The organism is Caballeronia choica, assembly GCF_001544535.1.
GTDB lineage: Bacteria > Pseudomonadota > Gammaproteobacteria > Burkholderiales > Burkholderiaceae > Caballeronia > Caballeronia choica.
The window spans coordinates 25,986-48,742 of the sequence record NZ_FCON02000025.1 but is presented as its reverse complement, the minus strand read 5'-3'; the positions used below and the strand labels follow the sequence as shown (position 1 = coordinate 48,742).

The window sequence follows — 22,757 nt, the reverse complement described above, 5'->3', positions numbered from 1 at the left end:
TGAAAGCAGTGAACAACCCAACCATCGAAAATTCGATTTAGGGAGCCGGCGATTATACCCAAATCCCCCTTTTCGGGGCGCGCAGGTGTTGATTTGGGTCAGATTTGGGCCGGGAGTTCCAAGCGGTTAAGGGCGTTTAGCGGCGGTTTCGGACACCGCCCGCGCGGCGCGCGAAGCGCATGCAACGTGTGCCGAAGGCGCTGTGCGTGCGGGTCTGGACCGTTCGGAGGTCGGAAAATTGGCTTTTGCCGTAGAATGTGCGACTTGTTCCCAAAATTCGATTCCACACCAAAGATTCATGGCGAAAACCGCAACAGAGGAAGCTGCCGCCAGTGCGCCGGACGCCGATGGCACGACGCCTCCGGAGAATTACGAAGCGGCGCTGACAGAACTCGAAGGACTCGTCGCGCGCATGGAAGGCGGGGCCCTGAGTCTCGAGGAATCGCTTGCGGCATACCGGCGCGGTGCGGTGCTCGTGGGCTTTTGCCAACAGCAGCTCGAAAAGGTCGAGCAGCAGGTTCGCGTGCTCGACGGCGAAACACTCAAGGCGCTGCCCGCCGACGCGCAGCGCGCGGCCCAGGGTACGGGCGCCGCGGCCGACAACGGGGACGATCTATGACATTCGAACAATGGATGCGTGCCAGTCTCGACCGTGTCGAGACGGCACTCGAACACTACTTGCCGGGCACCGACATCGCGCCGGCGAAGCTGCATGAAGCGATGCGTTATGCGGTACTCGGCGGTGGCAAGCGGGTGCGCCCGCTTCTGTGCCATGCCGCGGGCGGACTGACGGGCGCAAGCGCCGAGGCGGTCGAAGCTGCCAGTGCCGCGCTGGAGATGATCCATGTGTATTCGCTCGTGCATGACGACATGCCCGCAATGGACGACGACGCGTTGCGTCGCGGAAAGCCCACCGTACACGTGCAATATGACGAAGCGACGGCACTTCTCGTCGGCGATGCGCTGCAGTCGCAGGCGTTCGTCGCGCTGACCGCGGCCGGCAATGGTCTGAACGATGCGCAGCAGGCGGCGCTCGTGCGTGAACTGGCGCTCGCGAGCGGCTCGATCGGCATGGCCGGCGGGCAGGCGATCGACCTGGAAAGCGTCGGACGCAAGCTGTCGCGGCCCGAGCTGGAAACGATGCACCGGAAGAAAACGGGCGCGTTGCTGCGCGCAGCGGTGCGCATGGGCGCGCTGGCTGGCGCCACGCCTGACGAAGCGGCACTCAGGGCGCTCGACGATTATTCGGCCGCGGTCGGCCTTGCATTCCAGGTGGTGGACGACATCCTCGACGTCACCGCCGACTCCGCAACCCTCGGCAAAACCGCGGGCAAGGACGCGCAGCACGACAAGCCAACCTACGTGTCCATCATCGGACTCGACGCCTCGCGCGAACTCGCCGCGCAATTGCGTCGCGACGCACATGCCGCGCTCCAGCTGTTCGGCGCGCGCGCGCAGCGCCTCGCCGAACTTGCCGACCTGGTCGTGAACCGGGTGCACTGAACGTTGAATGCGTGAATCTGACCGACGGCGCCGAAAAAACGGCGTTTGATCGGACCACGGAACCGCGCCAGTTTTCCTAAAATGGGACGACGATGTACGACTTGCTGAAAACCATCGACGATCCGGCCGCCCTGCGTGCCCTCGATCGCCGCCAACTGCAGCCGCTTGCCGACGAACTGCGGGCCTTCGTGCTCGACAGCGTGTCGCAGACGGGCGGTCACCTGTCGTCGAATCTCGGCACGGTCGAACTGACGATCGCGCTGCACTATGTATTCGACACGCCCAGCGACCGCATTGTCTGGGACGTCGGTCACCAGACGTATCCGCACAAGATCCTGACCGGCCGGCGCGACCAGATGCCGACGCTGCGCCAGCTCGGCGGCATTTCGGGCTTCCCCCGCCGCAGCGAATCCGAGTTCGACACGTTCGGCACGGCGCACTCCAGCACGTCGATCTCGGCCGCGCTCGGCATGGCGATCGCGAACAAGTTGCAGGGTGACAACCGCTTCTCGATCGCCGTGATCGGCGATGGCGCGATGACCGCCGGCATGGCCTTCGAGGCGATGAACAACGCGGGCGTCGAGGACGACCTGCCCTTGCTCGTCATCCTGAACGACAACGACATGTCGATTTCGCCGCCGGTCGGCGCGTTGAATCGCCATCTCGCGCGGCTGATGTCGGGGCGTTTCTACGCGGCGGCCCGCGCGGGCGTCGAGCGCGTGCTGCGCGTCGCGCCGCCGATGCTCGATCTCGCCCGCAAGCTCGAAGAGCACGCGAAGGGCATGATCGTGCCGGCCACGTTGTTCGAGGAATTCGGCTTCAACTACATCGGCCCGATCGACGGCCACGACCTCGATTCGCTGATTCCGACGCTGCAGAACATCAAGGAACTGCGCGGCCCGCAATTCCTGCACGTCGTCACGAAGAAGGGGCAGGGCTACAAGCTCGCCGAGGCCGATCCGGTGCTGTATCACGGGCCGGGCAAGTTCAATCCGGCAGAGGGCATCAAGCCGTCGGCCGCGCCGTCGAAGAAGACCTATACGCAGGTGTTCGGCGAGTGGCTTTGCGACGCCGCCGCGCAGGATTCGCGCGTCGTCGGCATCACGCCCGCGATGCGCGAAGGCTCGGGCATGGTCGAGTTCGAGAAGCGCTTTCCGGACCGCTATTTCGATGTCGGCATCGCCGAGCAGCACGCGGTAACGTTCGCGGGCGGTCTCGCCGCCGACGGCATGAAACCGGTCGTCGCGATCTATTCGACGTTCCTGCAACGCGCCTACGATCAGTTGATCCACGACGTCGCCTTGCAGAACCTGCCGGTCGTGTTCGCCATCGACCGCGCCGGACTTGTCGGCGCCGATGGCGCGACGCACGCGGGCAACTACGATCTCGCGTTTCTGCGCTGCATTCCGAACATGACGGTGATGGCCGCATCCGACGAGAACGAATGCCGCCAGATGCTCTACACCGCGCTCCAGCAACCGGGACCGGCGGCCGTGCGCTACCCGCGCGGCGCCGGCACGGGTGTCGCCACGGTCAAGCAGATGACCGCCATTCCGCTCGGCCGTGGCGAGATCCGCCGCGAGTCGTCGCAGAAACTCGGTTCGGGCAAGCGCATCGCGATTCTCGCGTTCGGCACGATGGTCGCGCCGTCGCTCGTGGCCGCCGAGGAACTCGACGCCACCGTCGCCAACATGCGCTTCGTGAAGCCGCTCGACGCCGACTTGCTGCGCGAACTCGCCGCGACGCACGATGTGCTCGTGACCGTCGAGGAAGGCGCGATCATGGGCGGCGCGGGTTCGGCGTGCGTCGAATCGCTGCTGGCGAATTCCGTGATCAAGCCGGTGCTGCAACTTGGCCTGCCCGATGCGTTCATCGATCACGGCGACCCGGTCAAGCTGCTCGCCAGCGTCGGGCTGGATGGCTCGGGCATCGCCCGGTCGATCCGCGAACGATTTCTCGCCGAGGTCGAAAGCGTGCCGGGCAAGCTGACGAAGCGCGTCGCGTAAGCCGAAAACAGGGTGTGGAGGGCGCGCCCGGGGAACGTGCGTCCCGCTCGCCGCATCAATCGACATGACGACATCCCAACGCGTCTTTTTCCGCGTTTCACTGAAATTCGCCGTACCGTTTGACGTCGCGCGTTGCCCCGGACCAGCCGCGCGGCGAATGAGGACATAACAAAATGAATCAGATGAATCCCGCCTTCGTGATGCCCGACGTGCAAAGCACGCCCGACACCCGCCAGATCCCGATTCAGCGGGTCGGCGTGAAGGCCGTGCGTTATCCACTGACCGTGCGTACAGCAAGCGGTGACCTTCAGCCGAGCATCGGCATGTGGAACCTCGACGTGCATCTGCCCGCCGAGCAGAAGGGCACGCACATGTCGCGCTTTGTCGCGCTGCTCGACGAGCATCGCGCGCCGCTCGATCAGGCCGCGTTCCGCGTGATGCTTGAATCGATGCTGGCGAAACTCGAAGCGCATTCGGGGCGTATCGAAGTGTCGTTTCCGTATTTCGTGATGAAGACGGCGCCTGTTTCAGGCGTGCAAAGCCTGTTGGACTATGAAGTCACGCTGACGGGCGAGATGCGCGAGGGAGAGACGCGCATGTCGCTCAAGGTGCTCGTGCCGGTGACGAGCCTGTGTCCGTGCTCGAAGAAGATTTCCGAGTACGGCGCACACAACCAGCGCTCGCACGTGACCATCTCCGCCGAACTCGCCGCCGACATGCCGATCGAGGATCTGATCCGAATCGCGGAAGAGGAAGCGTCGTGCGAATTATGGGGCCTGCTGAAGCGGCCCGATGAGAAGTTCGTGACCGAGCGGGCTTATAAGAATCCGAAGTTCGTCGAGGATCTGGTGCGGGATGTCGCGACGCGGCTGAATGCGGATGAGCGAGTCGTCGCGTACGTGCTCGAAGCCGAGAATTTCGAGTCGATTCATAACCACAGCGCCTACGCCGTGATCGAGCGCGACAAGCGCGTATGAGCTTCCTTGCGTGCTTGCTGCGATAAAAGAAGGCCGATCACTGGATCGGCCTTCTCCTTTTACGCCGCCGCTTTTTCCCACGCCGCCGGCTCGCCGCGCACCGCGTCCAGCAGAATCGCCGCGAGCCGCTCGATCGATGCCGGAGCCGTCGCCGATGCGCGTTGCAAGGCGAGCGGAATCGTCGGCAACGACGGCAGGCCGGTTTCTCGAGGATCGAGCGCGCGCACGGTCGAGGGCAAGCCATAGCGTGTGCGCACCGTCACGCCGAGCCCGGCCGCCGCAGCCGCCCACAAGCCCGCGAGACTCGGGCTTGTAAACGCCACCCGCCATTTGATCCCCGCCCGGTCGAGCGCGGCCGTCGCGGCGCTGTGGAACAGGCACTGGCGGTCGAATGCGACGAGCGGCAGCGGTTCGCTGTCGTCGTCGCGGGACCAAGGCACGCTCGACGAGCCGATCCAGCACATCTGCGGTTCCGCGATCGGTTCGACGAGCGGCTCGACAATGGCCTCGGCAAGCCCGGACGCCGTCGAGCTGCCCCACACCAGCGCGAGATCGAGCTGATTCGTTTCGATGCGCTCCAACAGTTCCGCATTGCGTGCCACCCGCGCTTCGATGCGCACTTTCGGATGCGCGCGCGCGAAGCGCCCGAGCACTTCGGGCAACACGACTTCGCCGAAATCCTCCTGCAAGCCGAGCCGTATCCAGCCTTCCAGATCGACGCCGCGCATCGCGACGGCGGCTTCGTCGTTCAATTCGACGAGCCGTCGTGCGTATCGCAGCATCAGTTCGCCGGCTTCGGTCAGCGCGAGACCACGGCCTGACTTGCGAAAAAGCGTGGTGCCCGCCTGTTCTTCGAGCTTGCGAATCTGCGCACTGACCGCAGAGGTCGATCGCCCGACGCGATCCGCCGCCTTCGCGAAACTCCCGAGATCCATCCCCGCGACAAAGCTGCGCAGAACGGCGAGATCGAATGAGACCTGGCTCATAAAGTCCTGTTTTATCGAATGGTCAGTACGAAATTTTCCGATATTCAGGACGATGTTAAAGCGGGAAACTGCTCAGGTCAATTTCAGGAGAGCAGGGATCATGGCGATACCGCTTACATGGCAGGCGAATACGCGCGATGAATCGCATCGCTGGAAGGTGCTGGGCGTCGGCGTTGCGGCCAACGCGAGCTTTTCGGCGGCGTCCGCCGGCATTCCGACGACGGCCGTCTGGCTGCGCTCCGGCTATCACCTCGGCAACGCCGAACTCGGCCTCGTGCTCGGCGCGATGGGGTTGGGCGTGGCCCTGTCGGAGTTGCCGTGGGGCATGCTCACCGATCGCTGGGGCGACCGGCCCGTCCTGCTTACGGGTCTCCTTGCCACCGCCGCCGCGCTGCTCGCGATGGCGCTGTTCCTCGTGCCGTCGGCGGAGCTTGCGGTCCCTGCGCTCGGCTGGCTCGTGGCCGGCATGTGTTTGACGGGGCTCGTCGGCGGCAGCGTCAACGGGTCGAGCGGGCGGGCAGTGATGGCGTGGTTTCGCGAAGGCGAACGCGGGCTCGCGATGAGCATCCGCCAGACCGCCGTGCCGCTCGGCGGCGGACTGGGCGCGCTGATGCTGCCGTGGCTCGCGGCATCGCACGGATTCGCGGCGGTGTACGGCGTGCTCGCCGCGATGTGCGCTGTGTCGGGTGCGTTCGCGTGGCGCTGGCTGCACGAACCGCCGCCCGCGCATGCGGCCGCGAGCGCGTCGCATGCTCCCAAACCGCAGGCCGACCCTTTGCGCGACGCCCGGATCTGGCGCGTGGTGCTCGGCATCGGCATCCTGTGTTCGCCGCAGATGGCCGTGCTGACGTTCGCGACCGTTTTCCTCCACGACGCGGCGCATCTCGGCATCGCGGCGATCAGCGGGACGATGGCCGCCGTCCAGACCGGCGCGATGGCGATGCGCGTCTGGAGCGGGCGTTTCACGGATCGTCGCGGCAACCGGCGTGCTTATCTGCGTGGCTCGACGCTGGTTGCGGCGGCGTCGTTCGTCGTGCTGGCGCTCGCGGTACGCGCGGTCGGGGACGCTTCGGGCGCGCTGCTGATGGCGCTGGTTGCAGTGGCGGGGATTTGTGTGTCGGCGTGGCACGGCGTGGCGTACACCGAACTCGCGACGCTCGCCGGAACCGCGCGGGCGGGCACGGCGCTCGGCATGGCGAACACGGCGGTCTACGCCGGCCTCTTCATCACGCCGCTCGCGATCCCGCATGTGCTCGCAGCGGGATCGTGGGGAACGGTCTGGCTGGTCGCCGGGTTGTGCGCGCTGTGCGCGTTTCCGTTGTTTCCGAAGCCGCAGCGCCCTTAAACTGGCCGTCCCAAAATAAAATCCTTGCCACACCATGATCCTGATCGGCCAATACGATTCACCGTTCGTGCGGCGCGTCGCCATCGCGCTGACACTCTACGAGATGCCCTTCGAGCAGCGCCCGTGGTCCGTGTTCGGCGACGCCGACGAGGTCGCGCAATACAACCCGCTGATCCGCGTGCCGACGCTCGTGCTCGATTCCGGCGAGGTGTTGATCGAAAGCGCGATGATTCTCGACTATCTCGACGAAGAAGCTGGCGCGGCGAGAAGGATGATGGCCGAAGCCGGCCCGGCGCGTCGCGAGGCGCAGAAGATTTGCGCGCTCGCGACGGGGCTCGGCGACAAGGCCGTCGCGCTGGTCTACGAGCGCGTGCTGCATAAGGAGAAGTCGGAGGTGTGGGTCGAGCGCTGCACGGGGCAGGTCGAGCGCGTGCTTGCTGCGCTCGAAGCGGACCGCGCGCCGCGACCGACGCCGTATTGGTTCGGCGATGCGATCGGTCACGCCGATATTGCCGTGACATGCGCGCTGCGCTTTGCCCGCGAGGCGCATCCGACGCTGTTCGCCGAATCGCGCTGGCCGACGCTGATCGCGCATGCGGACCGCTGTGAGGCGCTGCCCGCGTTCAAGGCGATCGTGCAGGCGTTCAACCCGCCGAGCTGAAGGGTCGAGAAGCGCCGCGCGCGGCGGGGCGCTTCAAAGGCTCAGGCGCTGGCGAGCGAGGTCAAGTCCCAGCGCGGCTTGACGGTGAACGCGTAGTCGCGCACGGCCTGATCGGGCCAGCGCGCAAGACGCAGCGCGCCGGCCAGCGCGATCATCGCGCCGTTGTCGGTGCACAGCGACAGGTCGGGATAGTGCACGTCGAAGCCGCGCTTCTTCGCCGCCGCCGACAGCGCCTCGCGCAACTGCCGGTTCGCACCGACGCCGCCCGCCACGACGAGCCGCTTCAGCCCAGTCTGCTTCAGCGCGGCGACGGATTTGGCGGTCAGCACGTCGACGGCGGCATCGACGAAACCGCGCGCCAGATCCGCCTTAGCCTGTTCGCAGACGTTCGCGCCGAGCTTTCGGCTGTGCGTGAGGACTGCGGTTTTCAGACCGCTGAAGCTGAAATCGAGATCGCCGGAATGGAGCATCGGACGCGGCAGCGTGACGGCGCCCGGCGTGCCGAACTCCGCCATCCGCGAGACTTCCGGGCCGCCCGGATAGCCGAGCCCGAGCAGCTTGGCGGTTTTGTCGAACGCTTCGCCGGCGGCATCGTCGAGTGTCTCGCCTAGCGTTTCGTACACGCCGACGTCGGTCACGCGCATCAACTGCGTGTGGCCGCCCGATACCAGCAACGCGACGAACGGAAACGGCGGCGGCTCATCGACCAAAAGCGGCGACAGCAAATGCCCTTCCAGATGGTGAATGCCGACGGTCGGCTTGTCCCAGGCCATCGCGAGCGCATTTGCGATGCTCGCGCCCACCAGCAGCGCGCCCGCGAGGCCCGGACCCTGCGTGAACGCGATGGCGTCGATGTCGCCGCGCGCCGCGCCCGCTTCGGCCATCACTTGCTCGAGGAGCGGCAACGCGCGCCGGATGTGATCGCGCGACGCCAGTTCCGGCACGACGCCGCCGTATTCGCGATGCATCGCGATCTGCGAATGCAGCGCATGCGAAAGGAGACCGCGCTCGGTGTCGTAGAGCGCGAGGCCGGTTTCGTCGCAGGAGCTTTCGATGCCGAGAACTAGCATGGGATTGGGGGTGAGGGGAACGTTAAAGTATAGCAGCGGGGCTTTTGCAGCGCGCCCAGGCGCGCCGCCGCCGGTCAACGTCCCTACGGTTCTTTTTACGAAATGCCGCGTCATGCGTACCCTGCTTTCCAACGTGAAGGCTATCGGGGCATAGGGCTTTGCGTCACGCTCATGAACTGCTTGATTTCGGGCTGACCCAGCGCAATGAGGTTGAGTACGGCAACGCCCAGTCGCCGCGCAAATTCGTCGTCGAGTTTGAACTCGAACTCGTCCAGGAGGATCGGCATCTCAAGTCTCGTTGCCACGAGCGGCGCCAGTTGTGCGGCTTCGACCGTACGCGCGGTCAGCATTTGGCGATCTTCGGCGTAAGTCAAAACGACAGAATAGGGTGGGTGTTTTGCTGTCGTCAATATCCCCTGCATTGCTGATAATTATCCTGTGGGAAGCGGTCGAGGAGGATGCGAGCGACTTCTTCGTAGCGTATTGCGGCATCGTTCGGGCGCTCCTTCACTTCGCAGTTCCCGATCGTTCGCCAACCAGCCGTGCTATCGCTGCCCGTCGGCATTCGAGGATCTGTTCACGACGGAGGGACGTATCGACGGCATAGTGCAGAAGCAGTTCAAACCGGTCGATTCCTCGTTCTAACGCCAGTTCCCGCATCTCATGTGCTATCGCAATCCGTCGATCCTGAGCGTAGTCGCGGCCCATGAGCGCCGCAATTTCTGGATCTATACCGCGCACCACCTCGGGATTCTCGGCGACGAAACGTTCAAGCGCCCCCTCCCGTTCAGAGTCTGTAAGTAGGGTCTTGTCAATTTCATCAAAGGTGCTATGGCTTGGTATGACGTCATTAAGGCGCGTTTCTACCGTGATTTCGACAAGTTCGCGATTGATCACCTGGGCGCCCCAGTCTATGAGCTTCCAGAAAAATCCTGGTACGGGCCCGTAGATGAAGATCCGGTATCCATGCTGATGCACGACCTCACGAACTGCGGCGATGAGGCGGCGCACGGAACCACGCTCGCAGCCCTCTGGTTTCAGCAGCGTATCAAGAAAGACATTGCGGTTCTTCTCGTCAACATTCAGCCGGAACATGCGCCCGAGATTTGTTTGCTCGGGCGTGGAACGGAAGTGCACCACAAGGCTGTCGCTGTCGGTTTTTACTTCGATCTCATATAAGGCCGGTCGAAGACCATCAATTACCGGTTTGACTGCGTCAAAGATGCTAGGGATGATTGTGGAAGGCGCGCGCAATTGGTTGTCTCTGGCTATTGACTTAAAGGGTGGTACTAAAAAGTAATGCGTGACCTTGCGATCTTGCCAGCATAAAAGGTCCGCGGTGACGTCGGCTCGGACAGTCACAGCTTGAATATAGTTCGCGATGCCATACTAAGAATGGCTTCTCTTCGGGCTCGAACGTCATATATCGCTCATTGCTTCGATACAGCATGTAGCGGTGCCACGAGTCCGTTTTCAGTTCCGCTGCCATCTACCGCCCTTCCACTTTCGTCTTAGGATACCCAACTATACTATACCGGAGCCAAGCCGTTGAACCATCTCCGGGGTGAGAGCGGTCGCCGCCCCAGCCGCCCCGGTTACAATGCGCGCCATGGAATCCTTCGATATCGCCGTCATCGGCGCCGGTGCGGCGGGCATGATGTGCGCCGCCGTCGCAGCGCAAAGCGGTCGCCGCGTCGTCCTGATCGACCACGCCGAACGCCTCGCCGAAAAAATCCGCATTTCCGGCGGCGGACGCTGCAACTTCACGAACATCAACGCGGGGCCGGCCAATTTCCTGTCGGCGAATCCGCATTTCTGCCGCTCGGCGCTCGCTCGCTATACGCCGCGCGATTTCCTCGCGTTGCTCAAGCAGTACCGCGTGAGCTGGCACGAGAAACACAAGGGCCAACTCTTCTGCGACGATTCGAGCGAATCGGTCATCAACCTGCTCAAGAGTGAGTGCGACGCCGGACGCGTCGCGTGGCGGCGTCCGGTGACGGTCGACACGATCCGCCACAACGGCGAGCGCTTTTCCCTCGACACGACCGCCGGCACGATCGACACGGCCGCGCTGATCATCGCGACGGGCGGTCTGTCGATCCCGAAGATCGGCGCGACGGATTTCGGTTACCGCGTCGCCAAGCAGTTCGGCCACAAGCTCATCGACATGCGTCCGGCGCTCGTGCCGCTGACCTTCGCCGCCGACGACTGGGCGCCGTTCGCGGCGCTGTCGGGGCTGTCGGTGGCGGTGGAACTGAGCACCGGCAAGGGGAAGACGCGCGGCGAATTTTCGGAAGATCTGCTGCTCACCCATCGCGGGCTGTCCGGCCCCGGCGTGCTGCAGATTTCGAGCTACTGGAATCCATCGGAGCCGATTCAGATCGATCTGCTGCCGGGCGTCGACGCCACCGGGGAATTGCTGGCGGCAAAGGCCGGCTCGAAGAAGCAGATCGCCACCTTTCTCTCCGAACACGTGCCGGCGCGCCTCGCGCATACGTGGCTCGAAGCGCAGCGCGTCGCAGCCGATGCCCGCCTTGCCGATCTGCCGGACAGGACGCTCAAGGCGCTCGGTGAATCGCTCTCGCGCTGGACGCTCACGCCAAACGGCACCGAAGGCTATCGCAAGGCGGAAGTCACGCGCGGCGGAGTGGACACCCGCGACCTGTCGTCGACGACGATGATGAGCGCGCGCGTGCCCGGCCTCTATTTCATCGGCGAGGCGGTAGACGTTACCGGCTGGCTCGGCGGCTACAACTTCCAGTGGGCGTGGGCGTCGGGCGTGGCGGCAGGGCAGGCCGCTGCCGAATTCGCTCGCGAACGGGCGCTGCGCGATTCCGCCTGACGTCGCAGAAAACGGCCGGCAAGTGTCCGCGAAGCCATGCGGTACAAGGCTCGCGACTGTCGCCGTGTAGCCCGGCCGCCATCTCGAAACGGAAGTTTCGACCTGCTATACTCGATCGGCATATTCGGTCGATCGGCGCGAGCTTGAAACCTTGCGGAAAAATGTCCGTGCGCAGGTTGGCACGACCGAAACAGCGACATTGAAACGCGACGGAAAATCTCCATTTGTCTCTTTGCCGCCCGCACGTTGGTTACTTCATGGTCCCGCTTGAGGAAGCATCCCAAGCGGGTTTTTGCTTTGTTCCCGCGAGCGACATGAAGGCCGCATCCGGCCGGCCCGATCTCTTCAAATTTGCAATTGCACTGGATAAACGATGAGCCTCAAGGACCAGATCACCGACGACATGAAAACTGCGATGCGCGCACGGGAAACCGAGCGTCTCGGCACGATTCGCCTGTTGCTCGCCGCGATCAAGCAGCGTGAAGTCGACGAGCGCGTGACGCTCGACGACACCGCCATCACCGCCGTCATCGACAAGATGATCAAGCAGCGCAAGGACTCGATCAGCCAGTTCCAGACCGCCGGACGCGACGATCTCGTCGCGAAGGAAACCGCCGAACTCGCCGTGCTGGCCGCGTACATGCCGGAACAGTTGTCGGCGGAGGCGATCGCCGCGGAAGTGCAGGCGGCCGTCGCGGCGACGGGCGCAGCCGGCCCGCAGGACATGGGCAAGGTGATGGGCGTGCTCAAGCCGAAGCTTGCCGGTAAGGCCGACATGACGGCCGTCTCGGCGCAGGTGAAAGCGGCGTTGTCGAAATAAGCGCGTCTCACGGTGATTCCGCACGCGTTCCTGCAGGACTTGCTCAACCGCGTCGATATCGTCGACGTGGTGGGCCGCTTCGTCCAGTTGAAGAAGGGCGGCGCGAACTTCATGGGCCTGTGCCCGTTCCACAATGAAAAAAGCCCGTCGTTCACGGTCAGCCCGACCAAGCAGTTCTACCACTGCTTCGGCTGCGGCGCGCACGGCACGGCGATCAGCTTTCTCATGGAGCACACCGGGCTCACGTTCCCGGAGGCCGTCAAGGAACTCGCGCAGTCGTGCGGCTTGACGGTGCCGCAGGAACCGTCTTCGTTCAGGGGCGGCGGCGATGGCTACGCGCCGGCGCCCAGCAAAGCCGTGAGCGTCGCGCTGACTGAAATCATGCAGACCGCCTGCGACTTCTACCGCAAGCAGCTTCGCAGCGCGCCGAACGCGATCGCATATCTCAAAAAGCGCGGACTGACCGGCGAAATCGCCGCGCGCTTCGGCCTCGGCTACGCGCCGGACGGCTGGCAGAACCTCGAATCCGCGTTTCCCGACTATCGCAACGACAACCTCGTCGAAGCGGGGCTCGTGATCGTCAGCGAGAAAAATGACGGCCAGGGCCAGGCGCGTCGCTACGACCGCTTCCGCGAACGTGTGATGTTCCCGATCCGCAACGTGAAGGGGAGCGTCATCGGGTTCGGCGGACGCATTCTCGACAGCGGCGAACCCAAGTATTTGAATTCCCCGGAAACGCCGCTATTTAGCAAGGGCAGCGAGCTATACGGCCTTTTCGAGGCGCGTCTTGCGATTCGCGAACTGGGATATGTGCTGGTCGTCGAAGGTTATATGGACGTCGTGGCGCTCGCGCAGCTCGGGTTCGCCAACGCCGTCGCGACCCTTGGGACCGCGTGCACGCCGGTTCATGTGCAGAAGCTGTTTCGTCAGACCGATACGGTCGTGTTCAGCTTCGATGGCGACGCGGCCGGGCGGCGCGCGGCGCGGCGCGCGCTGGAGGCGTGTCTGCCGCACGCCGCTGACAACCGCACGATCCGCTTCCTGTTCCTGCCAGCGGAGCACGACCCGGACAGCTACGTGCGCGAGTTCGGCGCGGACGGTTTTGGCGAGCAGGTCGACCGGGCGATGCCGCTGTCGCAGTTTTTGCTGAACGAGGTGCTGAACGACAAGGAGTTGGATCAGCCGGAGGGCCGCGCCAAGGCGCTGTTCGACGCGAAACCGCTGTTGCAGGCGCTGCCGGCGAACGCATTGCGGGTGCAGATCTTGCACATGTTGGCAGACCGGCTCGCCACGCCGTTCGCCGAGATCGCGGCGCTGTGCGACATCGATTCGCGCGCGGCCGCAGTGGCGCGCTCGGCGCTGCCGAAAAGCGAGCGCCGGCGCGTGACGGGTCATGAACAAAGGGCGCTGCGCAATCTGGTGATGTATCCCGGAATCGCGCAGACGCTGGATCACGAGGGCGAACAGACGCTCGTGACGATGACCGAACACGGCGAGTTGTTCAGCGAGGTCATCGGCCACGCCCGCGAACTCGGCGAGAGCGCGGAGTTCCAGATGCTGTCCGACTTGTTGAGAAACGCCGCGAATGCGCCCACGTACGAGGATATCTTCCAGGAAATTCTCGCCTATGATGAAAATGTACGAGATCTGCTGCTGCGCGACCCGGCGGACGAAAATGCGGCAGAACGGGTGCAGGAACAAAAGAAGCTGCTCGCGGAGGAATTGCAGGCGACGGTGGTGAAATTGCGACACGACAGTTATCGCACGCGATTGGACCAACTGGCGCGGCAAGCGACGCTCTCGCCGGAAGAAGTTGCAGAATTTACCGACTTGTCGGCGAAAGCCGCGCAGATGAAGGCGGCGCGGGTGGTGAGCCGGGACAGCTAAACCGGCGATGCTATAATTAAAGGCTTTAAGCAAGTGTTTTTTCTGAGTTTGTTCTCCTTGTACGGCGCGTGGTTTTTCGTCCGCGCGCCAGGCGAAAAAGGCAAATGGCAAAGACTACTAGCGGGAAGAAAGCGACAGGACACGGCTCGTCGAACGAGCCGGAACGGGCGGTGGCCCACGATGAGTCAGATTCTTCCGCCGGAGTAACGAAGGCCCGCGCCGCGCCGCGCGACGAGACAAACGCGAGGAAGAAGGCGTTGGCTGAATCGACTGCGAACAAGGCATCGGCGACTTCGGTGAAGGCCGTGCGTGCGCCGGCAGCGCCCGATCGGGCGGATACGCGAGCAGACGAACAGACGGGCGTCAGGGTAGCGGCTGTTAATGAAGATCAACGCGCAGACCGTAGCGAAGGTCGAAGTCGTCGCGAAGGCGAGGATCCGCAGCACGACCCCGGGCAGGGCACGCAGGACGAAGCAGCGCGCGCAAATTCAGTATCCACGGTTCCATCGGCTGCCGTCCAGCAGCCGCGAGTCGAGACTAAAGCCGGCACGGCGAATTCCATGACGAAAAAGCTGAACGAAGTACCCGTCGAAGACGACGCAACGCAAACCGCAGAGCCTGCTGCTGCTGCCGCCGCCCCCACGGCCAAGGTGGAGAAGGTGAAGGCACGCGATCGGCGAGCGAAGGAAAAGGCGCTGCTGAAGGATGCGTTTGCCTCGGCCGCGCCCGGCACCCTCGAAGAACTCGAGGAGCGCCGCTCGAAACTGCGCGCGCTGATCAAGCTCGGCAAGGAGCGCGGTTTCCTGACCTACGCGGAAATCAACGATCACCTTCCCGACAACTTCACGGAAACCGAAGCGATCGAAGGGATCATCAGCACGTTCAACGACATGGGCGTCGCCGTCTACGAGCAGGCGCCCGATGCCGAAACGCTGCTGCTGAACGACAACGCGCCCGCCGCTTCCTCCGACGACGAAGTCGAGGAAGAAGCCGAGGTCGCGCTGTCCACCGTCGATTCCGAATTCGGCCGCACGACCGACCCCGTGCGCATGTACATGCGCGAAATGGGCACGGTCGAACTGCTCACGCGCGAAGGCGAAATCGAGATCGCGAAGCGGATCGAGGACGGCCTGAAGCACATGGTCATGGCGATCTCCGCCTGCCCGACGACCATCGCCGACATTCTCGCGATGGCCGAGCGCGTGCAGAACGAAGAAACGCGCGTGGACGAACTCGTCGATGGCCTGATCGACCCGAACGCCGCCGATGCCGACGGCTTCTCCGAGCAGGAAGCGGAAGCGATCGAGAGCGAGGAAGACGAGGAAGTCGAGGAAGAAAGCGAGGACGAGGACGAAGAGGACGAAAGCACCGCGCAGGCGAATGCGAACGCCGCTCAGCTCGAAGCGCTCAAGCGCGCGTCGCTGGAGAAGTTCTCGCTGATCAGCGAGTGGTTCGACAAGATGCGTCGCGCATATGAGAAGGAAGGCTACAAGTCGAAGGCGTATCTGAAGGCGCAGGAAGCCATCCAGACCGAACTGATGTCGATCCGCTTCACGGCGCGCACGGTCGAGCGTCTGTGCGACACGCTGCGCGCGCAAGTCGACGAAGTGCGTCAGGTCGAGCGGCAGATCCTGCATACGGTCGTCGATAAGTGCGGCATGCCGCGCGCCGAGTTCATCACGCGTTTCCCGGGTAACGAGACGGACCTCGAGTGGTCGGAGAAGGTCGTCGCGGAAGGTCACGGCTATAGCGGAATCCTCGAGCGCAACATCCCGGCGATCCGCGAACAGCAGCAGCGTCTGCTCGACTTGCAGGCGCGCGTCGTGTTGCCGCTGAAGGACCTGAAGGAAACCAATCGCCAGATGGCGGCGGGCGAACTGAAGGCGCGTCAGGCGAAGCGCGAGATGACGGAAGCGAACTTGCGGCTGGTGATTTCGATCGCCAAGAAGTATACGAATCGCGGCCTGCAATTCCTCGACCTGATTCAGGAAGGCAACATCGGCTTGATGAAGGCGGTGGACAAGTTCGAATATCGCCGCGGCTACAAGTTCTCGACGTACGCGACGTGGTGGATTCGTCAGGCGATCACGCGGTCGATCGCGGATCAGGCGCGCACGATCCGGATTCCGGTTCACATGATCGAAACGATCAACAAGATGAACCGGATTTCGCGGCAGATCCTGCAGGAAACCGGCCTCGAGCCGGATCCGGCAACGCTCGCCGAGAAGATGGAGATGCCGGAAGACAAGATCCGCAAGATCATGAAGATTGCGAAGGAGCCGATCTCGATGGAAACGCCGATCGGCGACGACGACGATTCTCATCTCGGCGATTTCATCGAGGATACGAACACGGTCGCTCCCGCCGACGCCGCGCTGCATGCCAGCATGCGCGATGTCGTGAAGGACGTGCTCGATTCGCTGACGCCGCGCGAGGCGAAGGTGCTGCGCATGCGTTTCGGCATCGAAATGAGCACGGACCATACGCTCGAAGAAGTCGGCAAGCAGTTCGACGTGACGCGTGAGCGGATTCGCCAGATCGAGGCGAAGGCGCTGCGCAAACTGCGTCACCCGAGCCGCTCGGACAAGCTCAAGTCGTTCCTCGAAGGGAACTGACCGGCCCTTGTCTTGCGAGGCGTTGTGAGGCAAACTCGCAACCCTCGCCGAGCGAGCGCAATGTTCCGATGTAACGAAAAGCGCCGCCAGGCGCTTTCTTTTTGCCCTGTGCACGCAAAAAGGGCCGGAAGCTTAATTGGTATAAGCTGTCGACTCATAATCGACCGATAGTGGGTTCGAATCCCACCCGGCCCACCAAGACGCCCACGCTGTATCCCCGCCGTGCCGCGCCGCCTGTGCGCCTCGCGCGCAACACTCCGCATTAGAATCCCTGAAGACGCAGAAAAACCATCCCGACAGGACCGTCCAATGGATCGCCTGCAAGCCATGGAAGTCTTCACGCGAGTCGTCGAAACGAGCAGTTTCTCGAAGACGGCCGACTTGCTGCAATTGCCGCGCGCGTCTGTCAGCAACATCATTCAGGCGCTGGAACTGTATGTCGGCGTTCGGCTGCTCAACCGGACGACGCGGCGCGTGAGCGTCACGGAGGACGGCGCGCTCTATTACGACCGATGCGTGCGCATTCTCGACGAAATCACCGACGCCGAGTCGACGCTCGCCAGCAAGCGGCGTGATCCGGTCGGCGTGGTGCGGGTCGATACGTCGGGCAGTTTCGGCAAGCTCATGCTGCCCGCGCTGCCGGATTTCTATGCGCGCTATCCGGGCATCGAACTGCGGATCGGCCTCGCGGACCGGATGATCGACCTGATCCAGGACGGCGTCGACTGTGTGATCCGGCTGGGCGCGCTGGAGGATTCGAGTCTCATCGTGCGAAAGATCGGCAGCGCCCGCGTGACCACCTGCGCGGCGCCTTCGTATCTTCAACAGCACGGCGTCCCGGCGACGCTCGAAGAACTGCGCGGCCATCGGGCGGTCAACTATTTCTCGGCACGCAGCGGCAAGCAGTTGTCGTTCACATTCGAACTCGAAGGCGGCGAAACGGCGAGCGTTCCGTTGCCGGGCATCGTCGCGGTGAACGACGGCGACGCCTACGTCAATGCCGGCGTTATCGGCCTGGGCATCATCCAGCCGCCGCGCTTCATGGCGGCGCCGTTCATCGAGGAAGGCGCGCTCACGGAGATCCTGACGGGGGAACATAGCCCGCCGACGCCGCTCTCGGTTCTCTATCCCCCTACGCGCAACATCGCGTCGCGGGTGCGCGTGTTCAGCGACTGGGTCGCCGACCTGTGCGCACGGAATCCCGACTTGCGGATACCTTGATCATAACGTTCGACTAATGGACTCGATAAGAATGTTTTGCTGTCGTTTATAAGTCATCCGGTCCAGCATGAATGGACATGAGCACATAAGGAGTGAGACACATGGAAAGCAATGCGGATTTGAAGCGCTACGAGTTGTTGATCGGAGGCGAATCGGTGCCTCCGAGCGGCGGCGAATATTCGCTCAACCTCAATCCGGCCACTGAAACGCCGATCGCGCGGGTCGCCCAGGGCACCGCGGCCGACGTCGATCGCGCCGTGCAGGCCGCGCGGGCCGCGCTCAAGCCCTGGAATGCGATTCGTGCCGGCGAGCGCGGCCGCATCCTGATGCGCTTCGCGGAGTTGCTGCGCCAGAATCAGGAGGAAATCGCCGCCGTCGAAAGTCTCGACTGCGGCAAGCCGATCGCGGGCGTGCAGCGTCAGGACGTGCCCGCCGCCATCGACACGCTCGCCTACTACGCCGGCTGGTGCGACAAGATCAACGGCCAGGTCGTGCCGGCGCGTCCCGATGCGCTCACTTATACGGTACGCGAGCCGGTCGGCGTGGTCGCGGCGATCGTGCCGTGGAATTTCCCGCTGATGATCGGCATGTGGAAGATCGCGCCCGCGCTCGCGTGCGGCTGCACGCTCATCGTGAAACCGGCGGAGATCACGCCGCTGTCGGCGCTGATGATCGGAAAACTGGCGCTCGAGGCCGGCGTGCCGCCGGGCGTGCTCAATATCGTGACGGGCAAGGGATCGGTCGTCGGCGATGCGCTCGTCGCCCATCCGGGTATCGATAAGGTGACGTTCACCGGGTCGCCTTCGGTCGGACGCGGCATCCTTCAGGGTGCAGCGGGCAATTTCAAGCGCGTGACGCTCGAACTCGGCGGCAAGTCGGCGAACGTGATCTTCGCCGACGCCAACCTCGACGCCGCCACACGCGCGGCCGCCTCCGGCATCTTCTTCAACGCCGGGCAGGTGTGCTCGGCGGGCTCGCGCGTGCTGGTGCAACGCGCGGTGTACGACGATGTCGTCGAGCGGATCGCGGAGCGCGCGAAGTCGATCAAACTCGGCGATCCGTCGAAACGCGAGACCAACATGGGCCCGCTGATCTCCTCGAAGCAGATGAAGACGGTGCTGGATTACGTGGACATCGGCAAGAGCGAGGGCGCATCGCTCGTGACCGGCGGGCGGCGCACCGGCGAGCGTGGCTACTTCGTCGAGCCGACGGTGTTCGCGAACGTCGAGCACGAAATGCGCATTTCGCAGGAGGAAATCTTCGGCCCGGTGGTGAGCGTGATTCCCTTCGACGACGAAGCGGACGCCCTGCGCATCGCCAACGGCACCGCGTACAGTCTCGCGGCGGGCGTATGGAGCGCCGATATCGGCCGGGTGCACCGGATGGCGGCCGAACTGAAGGCGGGCACGGTATGGGTCAACACCTACGGCTACACCGACGTCCGCCTGCCGTGGGGCGGCTCCGGCGATTCGGGCTTCGGGCGTGAACATGGCGATGTCGCCATCGAAAACTTCACGGAGCCGAAAGCCGTCTGGATCTCGCTGACGCCTTGATTGACCTGGACCAGTAAAAGGGCGACCCGGAAATCCGGGCCGCCCTGGTCGCGCAGGCCGTTTCAGGCGCGCGCCGAACTTCCGAGCGATTCCTCGTTGCGCGAGCGCCAGAGCCGTGCGCGGCGCGCGCTGTCGTCGTTCTTCACGGTGTTCGAGCGGCATGCTTCCAGCACCGCGTTCTTCCGGTCGACGATCGCCTGGCAAAGGAAGTCCGCGCTGTACGCCTTCAGCAGATGCGGGCACTGCGACTCGATGTACTGCGCGATCTTCGCGTAGTCGCTGTCGGCGGAAGCCAGCCCGTGGTACGTGCGCGCATCCCAGCGGAACATCAGATCGAGTTCCTCGAACGCGTTGTTGTATGCGCAAAGTTGTGCCTGTACTTCGCGGTCGTCGCTGTGGGTTGCGTGGATCATCGTCGTCTCCTGAGTTGGCCGTGAGGGGTTACTAGCAGGATAGAAACTTCGATCCATATACGACAGTTAAAGTTATTTCGAATAACGATAACCAAAACTTTATGAATTCGGTCTTCCGGTTTCTGCACCGATATGGGTGATCGATTCGATCTGCGCGGCGCCTTCGTCGATCAGGAACTGCTTGAACGCCAGTGCGACAGGCGGCAGGCGTTTGTTGTTCCGGTGCACGACGAACCAGTTGAGCATGACCGGAAAGCCCGCGATGTCGAGCACGGAAAGCTTGCCGACCTGCAGTTCCATGCTGATCGTATGCGCCGACAGGAAGCTGATCCCCATGCCCGCGATCACGGCCTGCTTGATCGTCTCGGTGCTGGTGATTTCCATCGCGATGTTCAGGTTCGGCAGGCGCCCCGCGAAGCCTTCCTCCATTGAATTCCACGTATCCGACCCCTTCTCGCGGACGATGAACGGCTCCTCGGCGAGCGCTTCCAGCGGGACGTCCGCCAGGCCCACGAGCGGGTGATCCGGCGGCGCGACGATCACATACGGATGCGGCGCGAACGAAACGTTCTCCGTGTCCATGTCCTGCGGCGGGCGAACCATGATCGCGAGATCGGTGAGGTTGTCGGAAAGCTGGTGCAGCAGTTCCTCGCGGTTGTGAACGGCGAGATTCAGGCGCACGTCCGTGTTGCGCTTCGTGAACGCGGCGAGCAAGCGGGGGAAGAAATAATCGCCGGCGCTGATCACCGCGACGTTCAGCGTTCCACCCGCGATTCCTTTCAATCGCGCCATCGCGTCGTCAGCTTCGCGGAATTGCTCCAGAATGGCGCGGCTGTAATGAAGCATTTCATTGCCAGCCGGCGTCAGATAGATCTTTTTGCCGAGTTGCTCGAAAAGCGGCAATCCCGCGTGCTGCTCCAGTTGCTTGACCTGGGTCGAAACGGCAGGCTGGGTAAGGTAAAGCTCTTCCGCGGCACGCGAAAAGCTCAGGCGGCGCGCGACAGTTTCGAAGATCTTCAACTGTCGCAGCGTGGCATTGCGCATCAAGGCGGAGCCCTCCATCCATACACGATTGCTAACTTATACAATAAATTTTTCTAACTTTCCTTAATCATTTTTCTCCCCCACGATGCTTTCAACGTTCGGCATGCGTTGTAAGCCGAACATCGTTCATCGTCGTTGGCGGCCATGCTTTGCCCGAAGCCCGGGCCGACAACACGCGATGCAAGCAGCGCTGTTAAAAGCTGCGCCAAACCCTCCGGAGCGCTCCGGAAATTGGAAAATCGCCAAAAAAGATGACCGTTCGATCCCGTTTCGCGGATGTCCGTAGCCGCTTTGCCCCGTGTATCCCGTCCGTCTCGCGGCCGCCAGCCTGCGCCGTGTGGTTCGAGCATTTCCCCTGACAGACCGACCACCCGACGCACCGGCACGATCCGCCGGTGATCCTGCACTGAATCAAGCGCCGCACGAGCGCTGAAGCAATAAACGGAGACAGACATGGCAAAGGCAGGCACAGTCACGCCCGGGCAAGCGCTCGGCCGTCACCACAACCGATGGATACAACTGGCGATCGGCATCATCTGCATGGGGCTCGTCGCCAACCTGCAATACGCGTGGACGCTCTTCGTCGTCCCGATGGATGCCAAGCATCACTGGGGGCAGGCGGCGATCCAGACCGCGTTCACCATCTTCATCGTCACTGAAACCTGGCTGGTTCCCGTCGAAGGCTGGCTGGTCGACAAGTTCGGGCCGCGCCCGGTCGTGATCGGCGGATCGATCTGCGCGGCGCTCGGCTGGATCATCGACGCGCATGCGACGAGTCTCGTGCACCTGTACATCGCGGCGGTCGTCGCGGGCGTGGGCGCGGGCTGCGTCTACGGCACCTGCGTCGGCACGGCGCTCAAGTGGTTCCCGGACAAGCGCGGCCTCGCAGCGGGCCTGACCGCTGCTGGTTTCGGCGCGGGCGCGGCCGTCACCGTGATTCCGATTTCGAACATGATCCAGAACTCGGGCTATGAGCACGCGTTCATGTTCTTCGGCATTTTCCAGGGCGTCTGCATCTTCCTGCTTGCGCTGATGCTCGTGCGTCCGAACCCGCCGGCGTATGCGGCGACGGCAAAGCGCGTCGTCGCGACGAAGATCGACTACACGACCGGACAGATGGTGCGCTCGCCGCTCTTCTGGGTGCTCTACATGATGTTCGTGTTCGTCGCGGCGGGCGGCGTGATCGCCACCGCGCAGCTCGGCCCGATCGCGAAGGAATACGGCTTCGCGAAGATGCCGGTCAGCCTCCTCGGCGTGACACTGCCGCTCCTCACGATGGCGCTCTCGATCGACAACCTCTGCAACGGCTTCACGCGACCGTTGTGCGGGTTCATCTCCGACAAGATCGGCCGCGAAAACACGATGTTCTTCATCTTCCTCGGTGAAGGCGTGGCGTTGCTCGGCCTGATGTACTTCGGCCATAACCCGTATCTCTTCATGTTCTTCGCGGCGATGACGTTCCTCTGCTGGGGCGAGATCTTCTCGATCTTCCCGGCGACCTGCGCGGACACCTTCGGCAGCAAGTACGCCGCGGCCAACGCGGGCACGCTCTACACGGCGAAGGGCACGGCGTCGATGCTGGTGCCGCTCGCTTCGGTGCTCTCCGCGATCGGCTCGTGGAACGCGGTGTTCATCGCGACAGCCACGATTTCGATCGCGGCGGGCCTGTGCGCCAAGTTCGTCCTCGCGCCGATGAGAAAGCGCTGGATCGAGAACACGGTCGCGCAGACGTCGAATTCGATCGACGCGTCGTTCCAGACCGCGTGGGTCGACGCGCCGAGCAAATCGTCCGCGCAATGAGCATCGGGAGGGCA

19 protein-coding genes and 1 tRNA gene are annotated in these 22,757 nt (G+C 63.5%); 14 read left to right on the top strand and 6 right to left on the bottom strand.

Going from position 1 to position 22,757, the window contains the following annotated elements; all coding sequences use genetic code 11:
• The first annotated feature begins 298 nt into the window (after nt 1-298).
• The 4 genes from AWB68_RS13995 (at nt 299) to folE2 (ending at nt 4,486) form a co-directional block, all read left to right on the top strand.
• Nucleotides 299-619 carry an exodeoxyribonuclease VII small subunit gene (locus AWB68_RS13995; protein ID WP_087644957.1) on the top strand — a complete coding sequence of 107 codons (321 nt, stop codon included), beginning with the start codon at nt 299-301 and terminating at the stop codon, nt 617-619.
• Nucleotides 616-1,503, top strand: a complete 888-nt coding sequence (locus tag AWB68_RS13990; RefSeq protein WP_087644956.1) for a polyprenyl synthetase family protein — start codon at nt 616-618, stop codon at nt 1,501-1,503. The genes AWB68_RS13995 and AWB68_RS13990 overlap by 4 nt, the downstream gene beginning before the upstream one ends.
• Before the next feature lie 92 nt (nt 1,504-1,595).
• Nucleotides 1,596-3,509, top strand: coding sequence for a 1-deoxy-D-xylulose-5-phosphate synthase (gene dxs / locus AWB68_RS13985; RefSeq protein WP_087644955.1), 1,914 nt, complete (start codon nt 1,596-1,598; stop codon nt 3,507-3,509).
• A gap of 173 nt (nt 3,510-3,682) precedes the next feature.
• The gene (gene folE2, locus AWB68_RS13980) at nt 3,683-4,486 is read left to right on the top strand and encodes a GTP cyclohydrolase FolE2 (RefSeq protein WP_087644954.1); all 804 of its coding nucleotides are present in this window, start codon (nt 3,683-3,685) and stop codon (nt 4,484-4,486) included.
• A gap of 59 nt (nt 4,487-4,545) precedes the next feature.
• On the opposite strand, the gene AWB68_RS13975 is transcribed toward folE2, so the two are convergent.
• Nucleotides 4,546-5,472 (bottom strand): LysR substrate-binding domain-containing protein, encoded by a 927-nt coding sequence (locus AWB68_RS13975; protein ID WP_087644953.1) that lies wholly within the window; start codon nt 5,470-5,472, stop codon nt 4,546-4,548.
• Nucleotides 5,473-5,572: 100 nt separating this feature from the next.
• Between AWB68_RS13975 and AWB68_RS13970 the strand changes: the two genes are divergently transcribed.
• Together AWB68_RS13970 and AWB68_RS13965 are read left to right on the top strand one after the other, a co-directional pair.
• Entirely contained in the window at nt 5,573-6,817 is a 1,245-nt protein-coding gene (locus tag AWB68_RS13970) for an MFS transporter (RefSeq protein ID WP_235028324.1), read from the top strand.
• Nucleotides 6,818-6,851: 34 nt separating this feature from the next.
• Complete coding sequence (locus AWB68_RS13965) at nt 6,852-7,478, top strand: glutathione S-transferase family protein (protein ID WP_087644951.1); 627 nt, start codon at nt 6,852-6,854, stop codon at nt 7,476-7,478.
• A gap of 41 nt (nt 7,479-7,519) precedes the next feature.
• Here AWB68_RS13965 and tsaD read toward each other — a convergent pair whose 3' ends face one another.
• From tsaD to AWB68_RS46475, 3 genes are all read right to left on the bottom strand, one after another.
• Nucleotides 7,520-8,548, bottom strand: coding sequence for a tRNA (adenosine(37)-N6)-threonylcarbamoyltransferase complex transferase subunit TsaD (gene tsaD / locus AWB68_RS13960; RefSeq protein WP_087644950.1), 1,029 nt, complete (start codon nt 8,546-8,548; stop codon nt 7,520-7,522).
• A 140-nt stretch (nt 8,549-8,688) separates the two neighbouring features.
• A complete protein-coding gene (locus AWB68_RS13955) occupies nt 8,689-8,970 on the bottom strand; it encodes a hypothetical protein (RefSeq protein ID WP_087644949.1) in 282 nt (93 codons plus the stop codon).
• An 85-nt stretch (nt 8,971-9,055) separates the two neighbouring features.
• A complete protein-coding gene (locus AWB68_RS46475) occupies nt 9,056-9,802 on the bottom strand; it encodes a hypothetical protein (protein ID WP_125482933.1) in 747 nt (248 codons plus the stop codon).
• 355 nt (nt 9,803-10,157) lie between these two features.
• Between AWB68_RS46475 and AWB68_RS13940 the strand changes: the two genes are divergently transcribed.
• From AWB68_RS13940 to AWB68_RS13910, 7 genes are all read left to right on the top strand, one after another.
• On the top strand, nt 10,158-11,390 hold the full coding sequence (locus AWB68_RS13940) for a BaiN/RdsA family NAD(P)/FAD-dependent oxidoreductase (protein ID WP_087644946.1): 1,233 nt from the start codon (nt 10,158-10,160) through the stop codon (nt 11,388-11,390).
• A 373-nt stretch (nt 11,391-11,763) separates the two neighbouring features.
• A complete protein-coding gene (locus tag AWB68_RS13935) occupies nt 11,764-12,210 on the top strand; it encodes a GatB/YqeY domain-containing protein (protein WP_087644945.1) in 447 nt (148 codons plus the stop codon).
• A 12-nt stretch (nt 12,211-12,222) separates the two neighbouring features.
• Entirely contained in the window at nt 12,223-14,097 is a 1,875-nt protein-coding gene (gene dnaG / locus AWB68_RS13930) for a DNA primase (protein WP_087644944.1), read from the top strand.
• Between the two features lie 560 nt (nt 14,098-14,657).
• Nucleotides 14,658-16,712, top strand: coding sequence for an RNA polymerase sigma factor RpoD (gene rpoD, locus AWB68_RS13925; RefSeq protein WP_374729572.1), 2,055 nt, complete (start codon nt 14,658-14,660; stop codon nt 16,710-16,712).
• Nucleotides 16,713-16,833: 121 nt separating this feature from the next.
• Nucleotides 16,834-16,910, top strand: a tRNA-Ile gene (locus AWB68_RS13920).
• A gap of 111 nt (nt 16,911-17,021) precedes the next feature.
• Entirely contained in the window at nt 17,022-17,933 is a 912-nt protein-coding gene (locus tag AWB68_RS13915; RefSeq protein ID WP_087644942.1) for a LysR family transcriptional regulator, read from the top strand.
• A 101-nt stretch (nt 17,934-18,034) separates the two neighbouring features.
• On the top strand, nt 18,035-19,486 hold the full coding sequence (locus AWB68_RS13910) for an aldehyde dehydrogenase family protein (protein ID WP_087644941.1): 1,452 nt from the start codon (nt 18,035-18,037) through the stop codon (nt 19,484-19,486).
• 62 nt (nt 19,487-19,548) lie between these two features.
• On the opposite strand, the gene AWB68_RS13905 is transcribed toward AWB68_RS13910, so the two are convergent.
• Together AWB68_RS13905 and AWB68_RS13900 are read right to left on the bottom strand one after the other, a co-directional pair.
• Nucleotides 19,549-19,899 (bottom strand): hypothetical protein, encoded by a 351-nt coding sequence (locus AWB68_RS13905; RefSeq protein WP_087644940.1) that lies wholly within the window; start codon nt 19,897-19,899, stop codon nt 19,549-19,551.
• A 99-nt stretch (nt 19,900-19,998) separates the two neighbouring features.
• Nucleotides 19,999-20,943, bottom strand: a complete 945-nt coding sequence (locus AWB68_RS13900) for a LysR family transcriptional regulator (protein WP_087644939.1) — start codon at nt 20,941-20,943, stop codon at nt 19,999-20,001.
• A 453-nt stretch (nt 20,944-21,396) separates the two neighbouring features.
• Between AWB68_RS13900 and oxlT the strand changes: the two genes are divergently transcribed.
• Complete coding sequence (gene oxlT, locus AWB68_RS13895; RefSeq protein WP_087644938.1) at nt 21,397-22,743, top strand: oxalate/formate MFS antiporter; 1,347 nt, start codon at nt 21,397-21,399, stop codon at nt 22,741-22,743.
• The last annotated feature ends 14 nt before the right edge of the window (nt 22,744-22,757 follow it).

Coding starts and splice junctions, on each gene's coding strand:
- AWB68_RS13995 (WP_087644957.1), top strand. CDS start 299: ATGGCGAAAACCGCAACAGAGGAAGCTGCCGCCAGTGCGCCGGACGCC.
- AWB68_RS13990 (WP_087644956.1), top strand. CDS start 616: ATGACATTCGAACAATGGATGCGTGCCAGTCTCGACCGTGTCGAGACG.
- dxs (WP_087644955.1), top strand. CDS start 1,596: ATGTACGACTTGCTGAAAACCATCGACGATCCGGCCGCCCTGCGTGCC.
- folE2 (WP_087644954.1), top strand. CDS start 3,683: ATGAATCAGATGAATCCCGCCTTCGTGATGCCCGACGTGCAAAGCACG.
- AWB68_RS13975 (WP_087644953.1), bottom strand. CDS start 5,472: ATGAGCCAGGTCTCATTCGATCTCGCCGTTCTGCGCAGCTTTGTCGCG.
- AWB68_RS13970 (WP_235028324.1), top strand. CDS start 5,573: ATGGCGATACCGCTTACATGGCAGGCGAATACGCGCGATGAATCGCAT.
- AWB68_RS13965 (WP_087644951.1), top strand. CDS start 6,852: ATGATCCTGATCGGCCAATACGATTCACCGTTCGTGCGGCGCGTCGCC.
- tsaD (WP_087644950.1), bottom strand. CDS start 8,548: ATGCTAGTTCTCGGCATCGAAAGCTCCTGCGACGAAACCGGCCTCGCG.
- AWB68_RS13955 (WP_087644949.1), bottom strand. CDS start 8,970: ATGCAGGGGATATTGACGACAGCAAAACACCCACCCTATTCTGTCGTT.
- AWB68_RS13940 (WP_087644946.1), top strand. CDS start 10,158: ATGGAATCCTTCGATATCGCCGTCATCGGCGCCGGTGCGGCGGGCATG.
- AWB68_RS13935 (WP_087644945.1), top strand. CDS start 11,764: ATGAGCCTCAAGGACCAGATCACCGACGACATGAAAACTGCGATGCGC.
- rpoD (WP_374729572.1), top strand. CDS start 14,658: ATGACGAAAAAGCTGAACGAAGTACCCGTCGAAGACGACGCAACGCAA.
- AWB68_RS13915 (WP_087644942.1), top strand. CDS start 17,022: ATGGATCGCCTGCAAGCCATGGAAGTCTTCACGCGAGTCGTCGAAACG.
- AWB68_RS13910 (WP_087644941.1), top strand. CDS start 18,035: ATGGAAAGCAATGCGGATTTGAAGCGCTACGAGTTGTTGATCGGAGGC.
- AWB68_RS13905 (WP_087644940.1), bottom strand. CDS start 19,899: ATGATCCACGCAACCCACAGCGACGACCGCGAAGTACAGGCACAACTT.
- AWB68_RS13900 (WP_087644939.1), bottom strand. CDS start 20,943: ATGCGCAATGCCACGCTGCGACAGTTGAAGATCTTCGAAACTGTCGCG.
- oxlT (WP_087644938.1), top strand. CDS start 21,397: ATGGCAAAGGCAGGCACAGTCACGCCCGGGCAAGCGCTCGGCCGTCAC.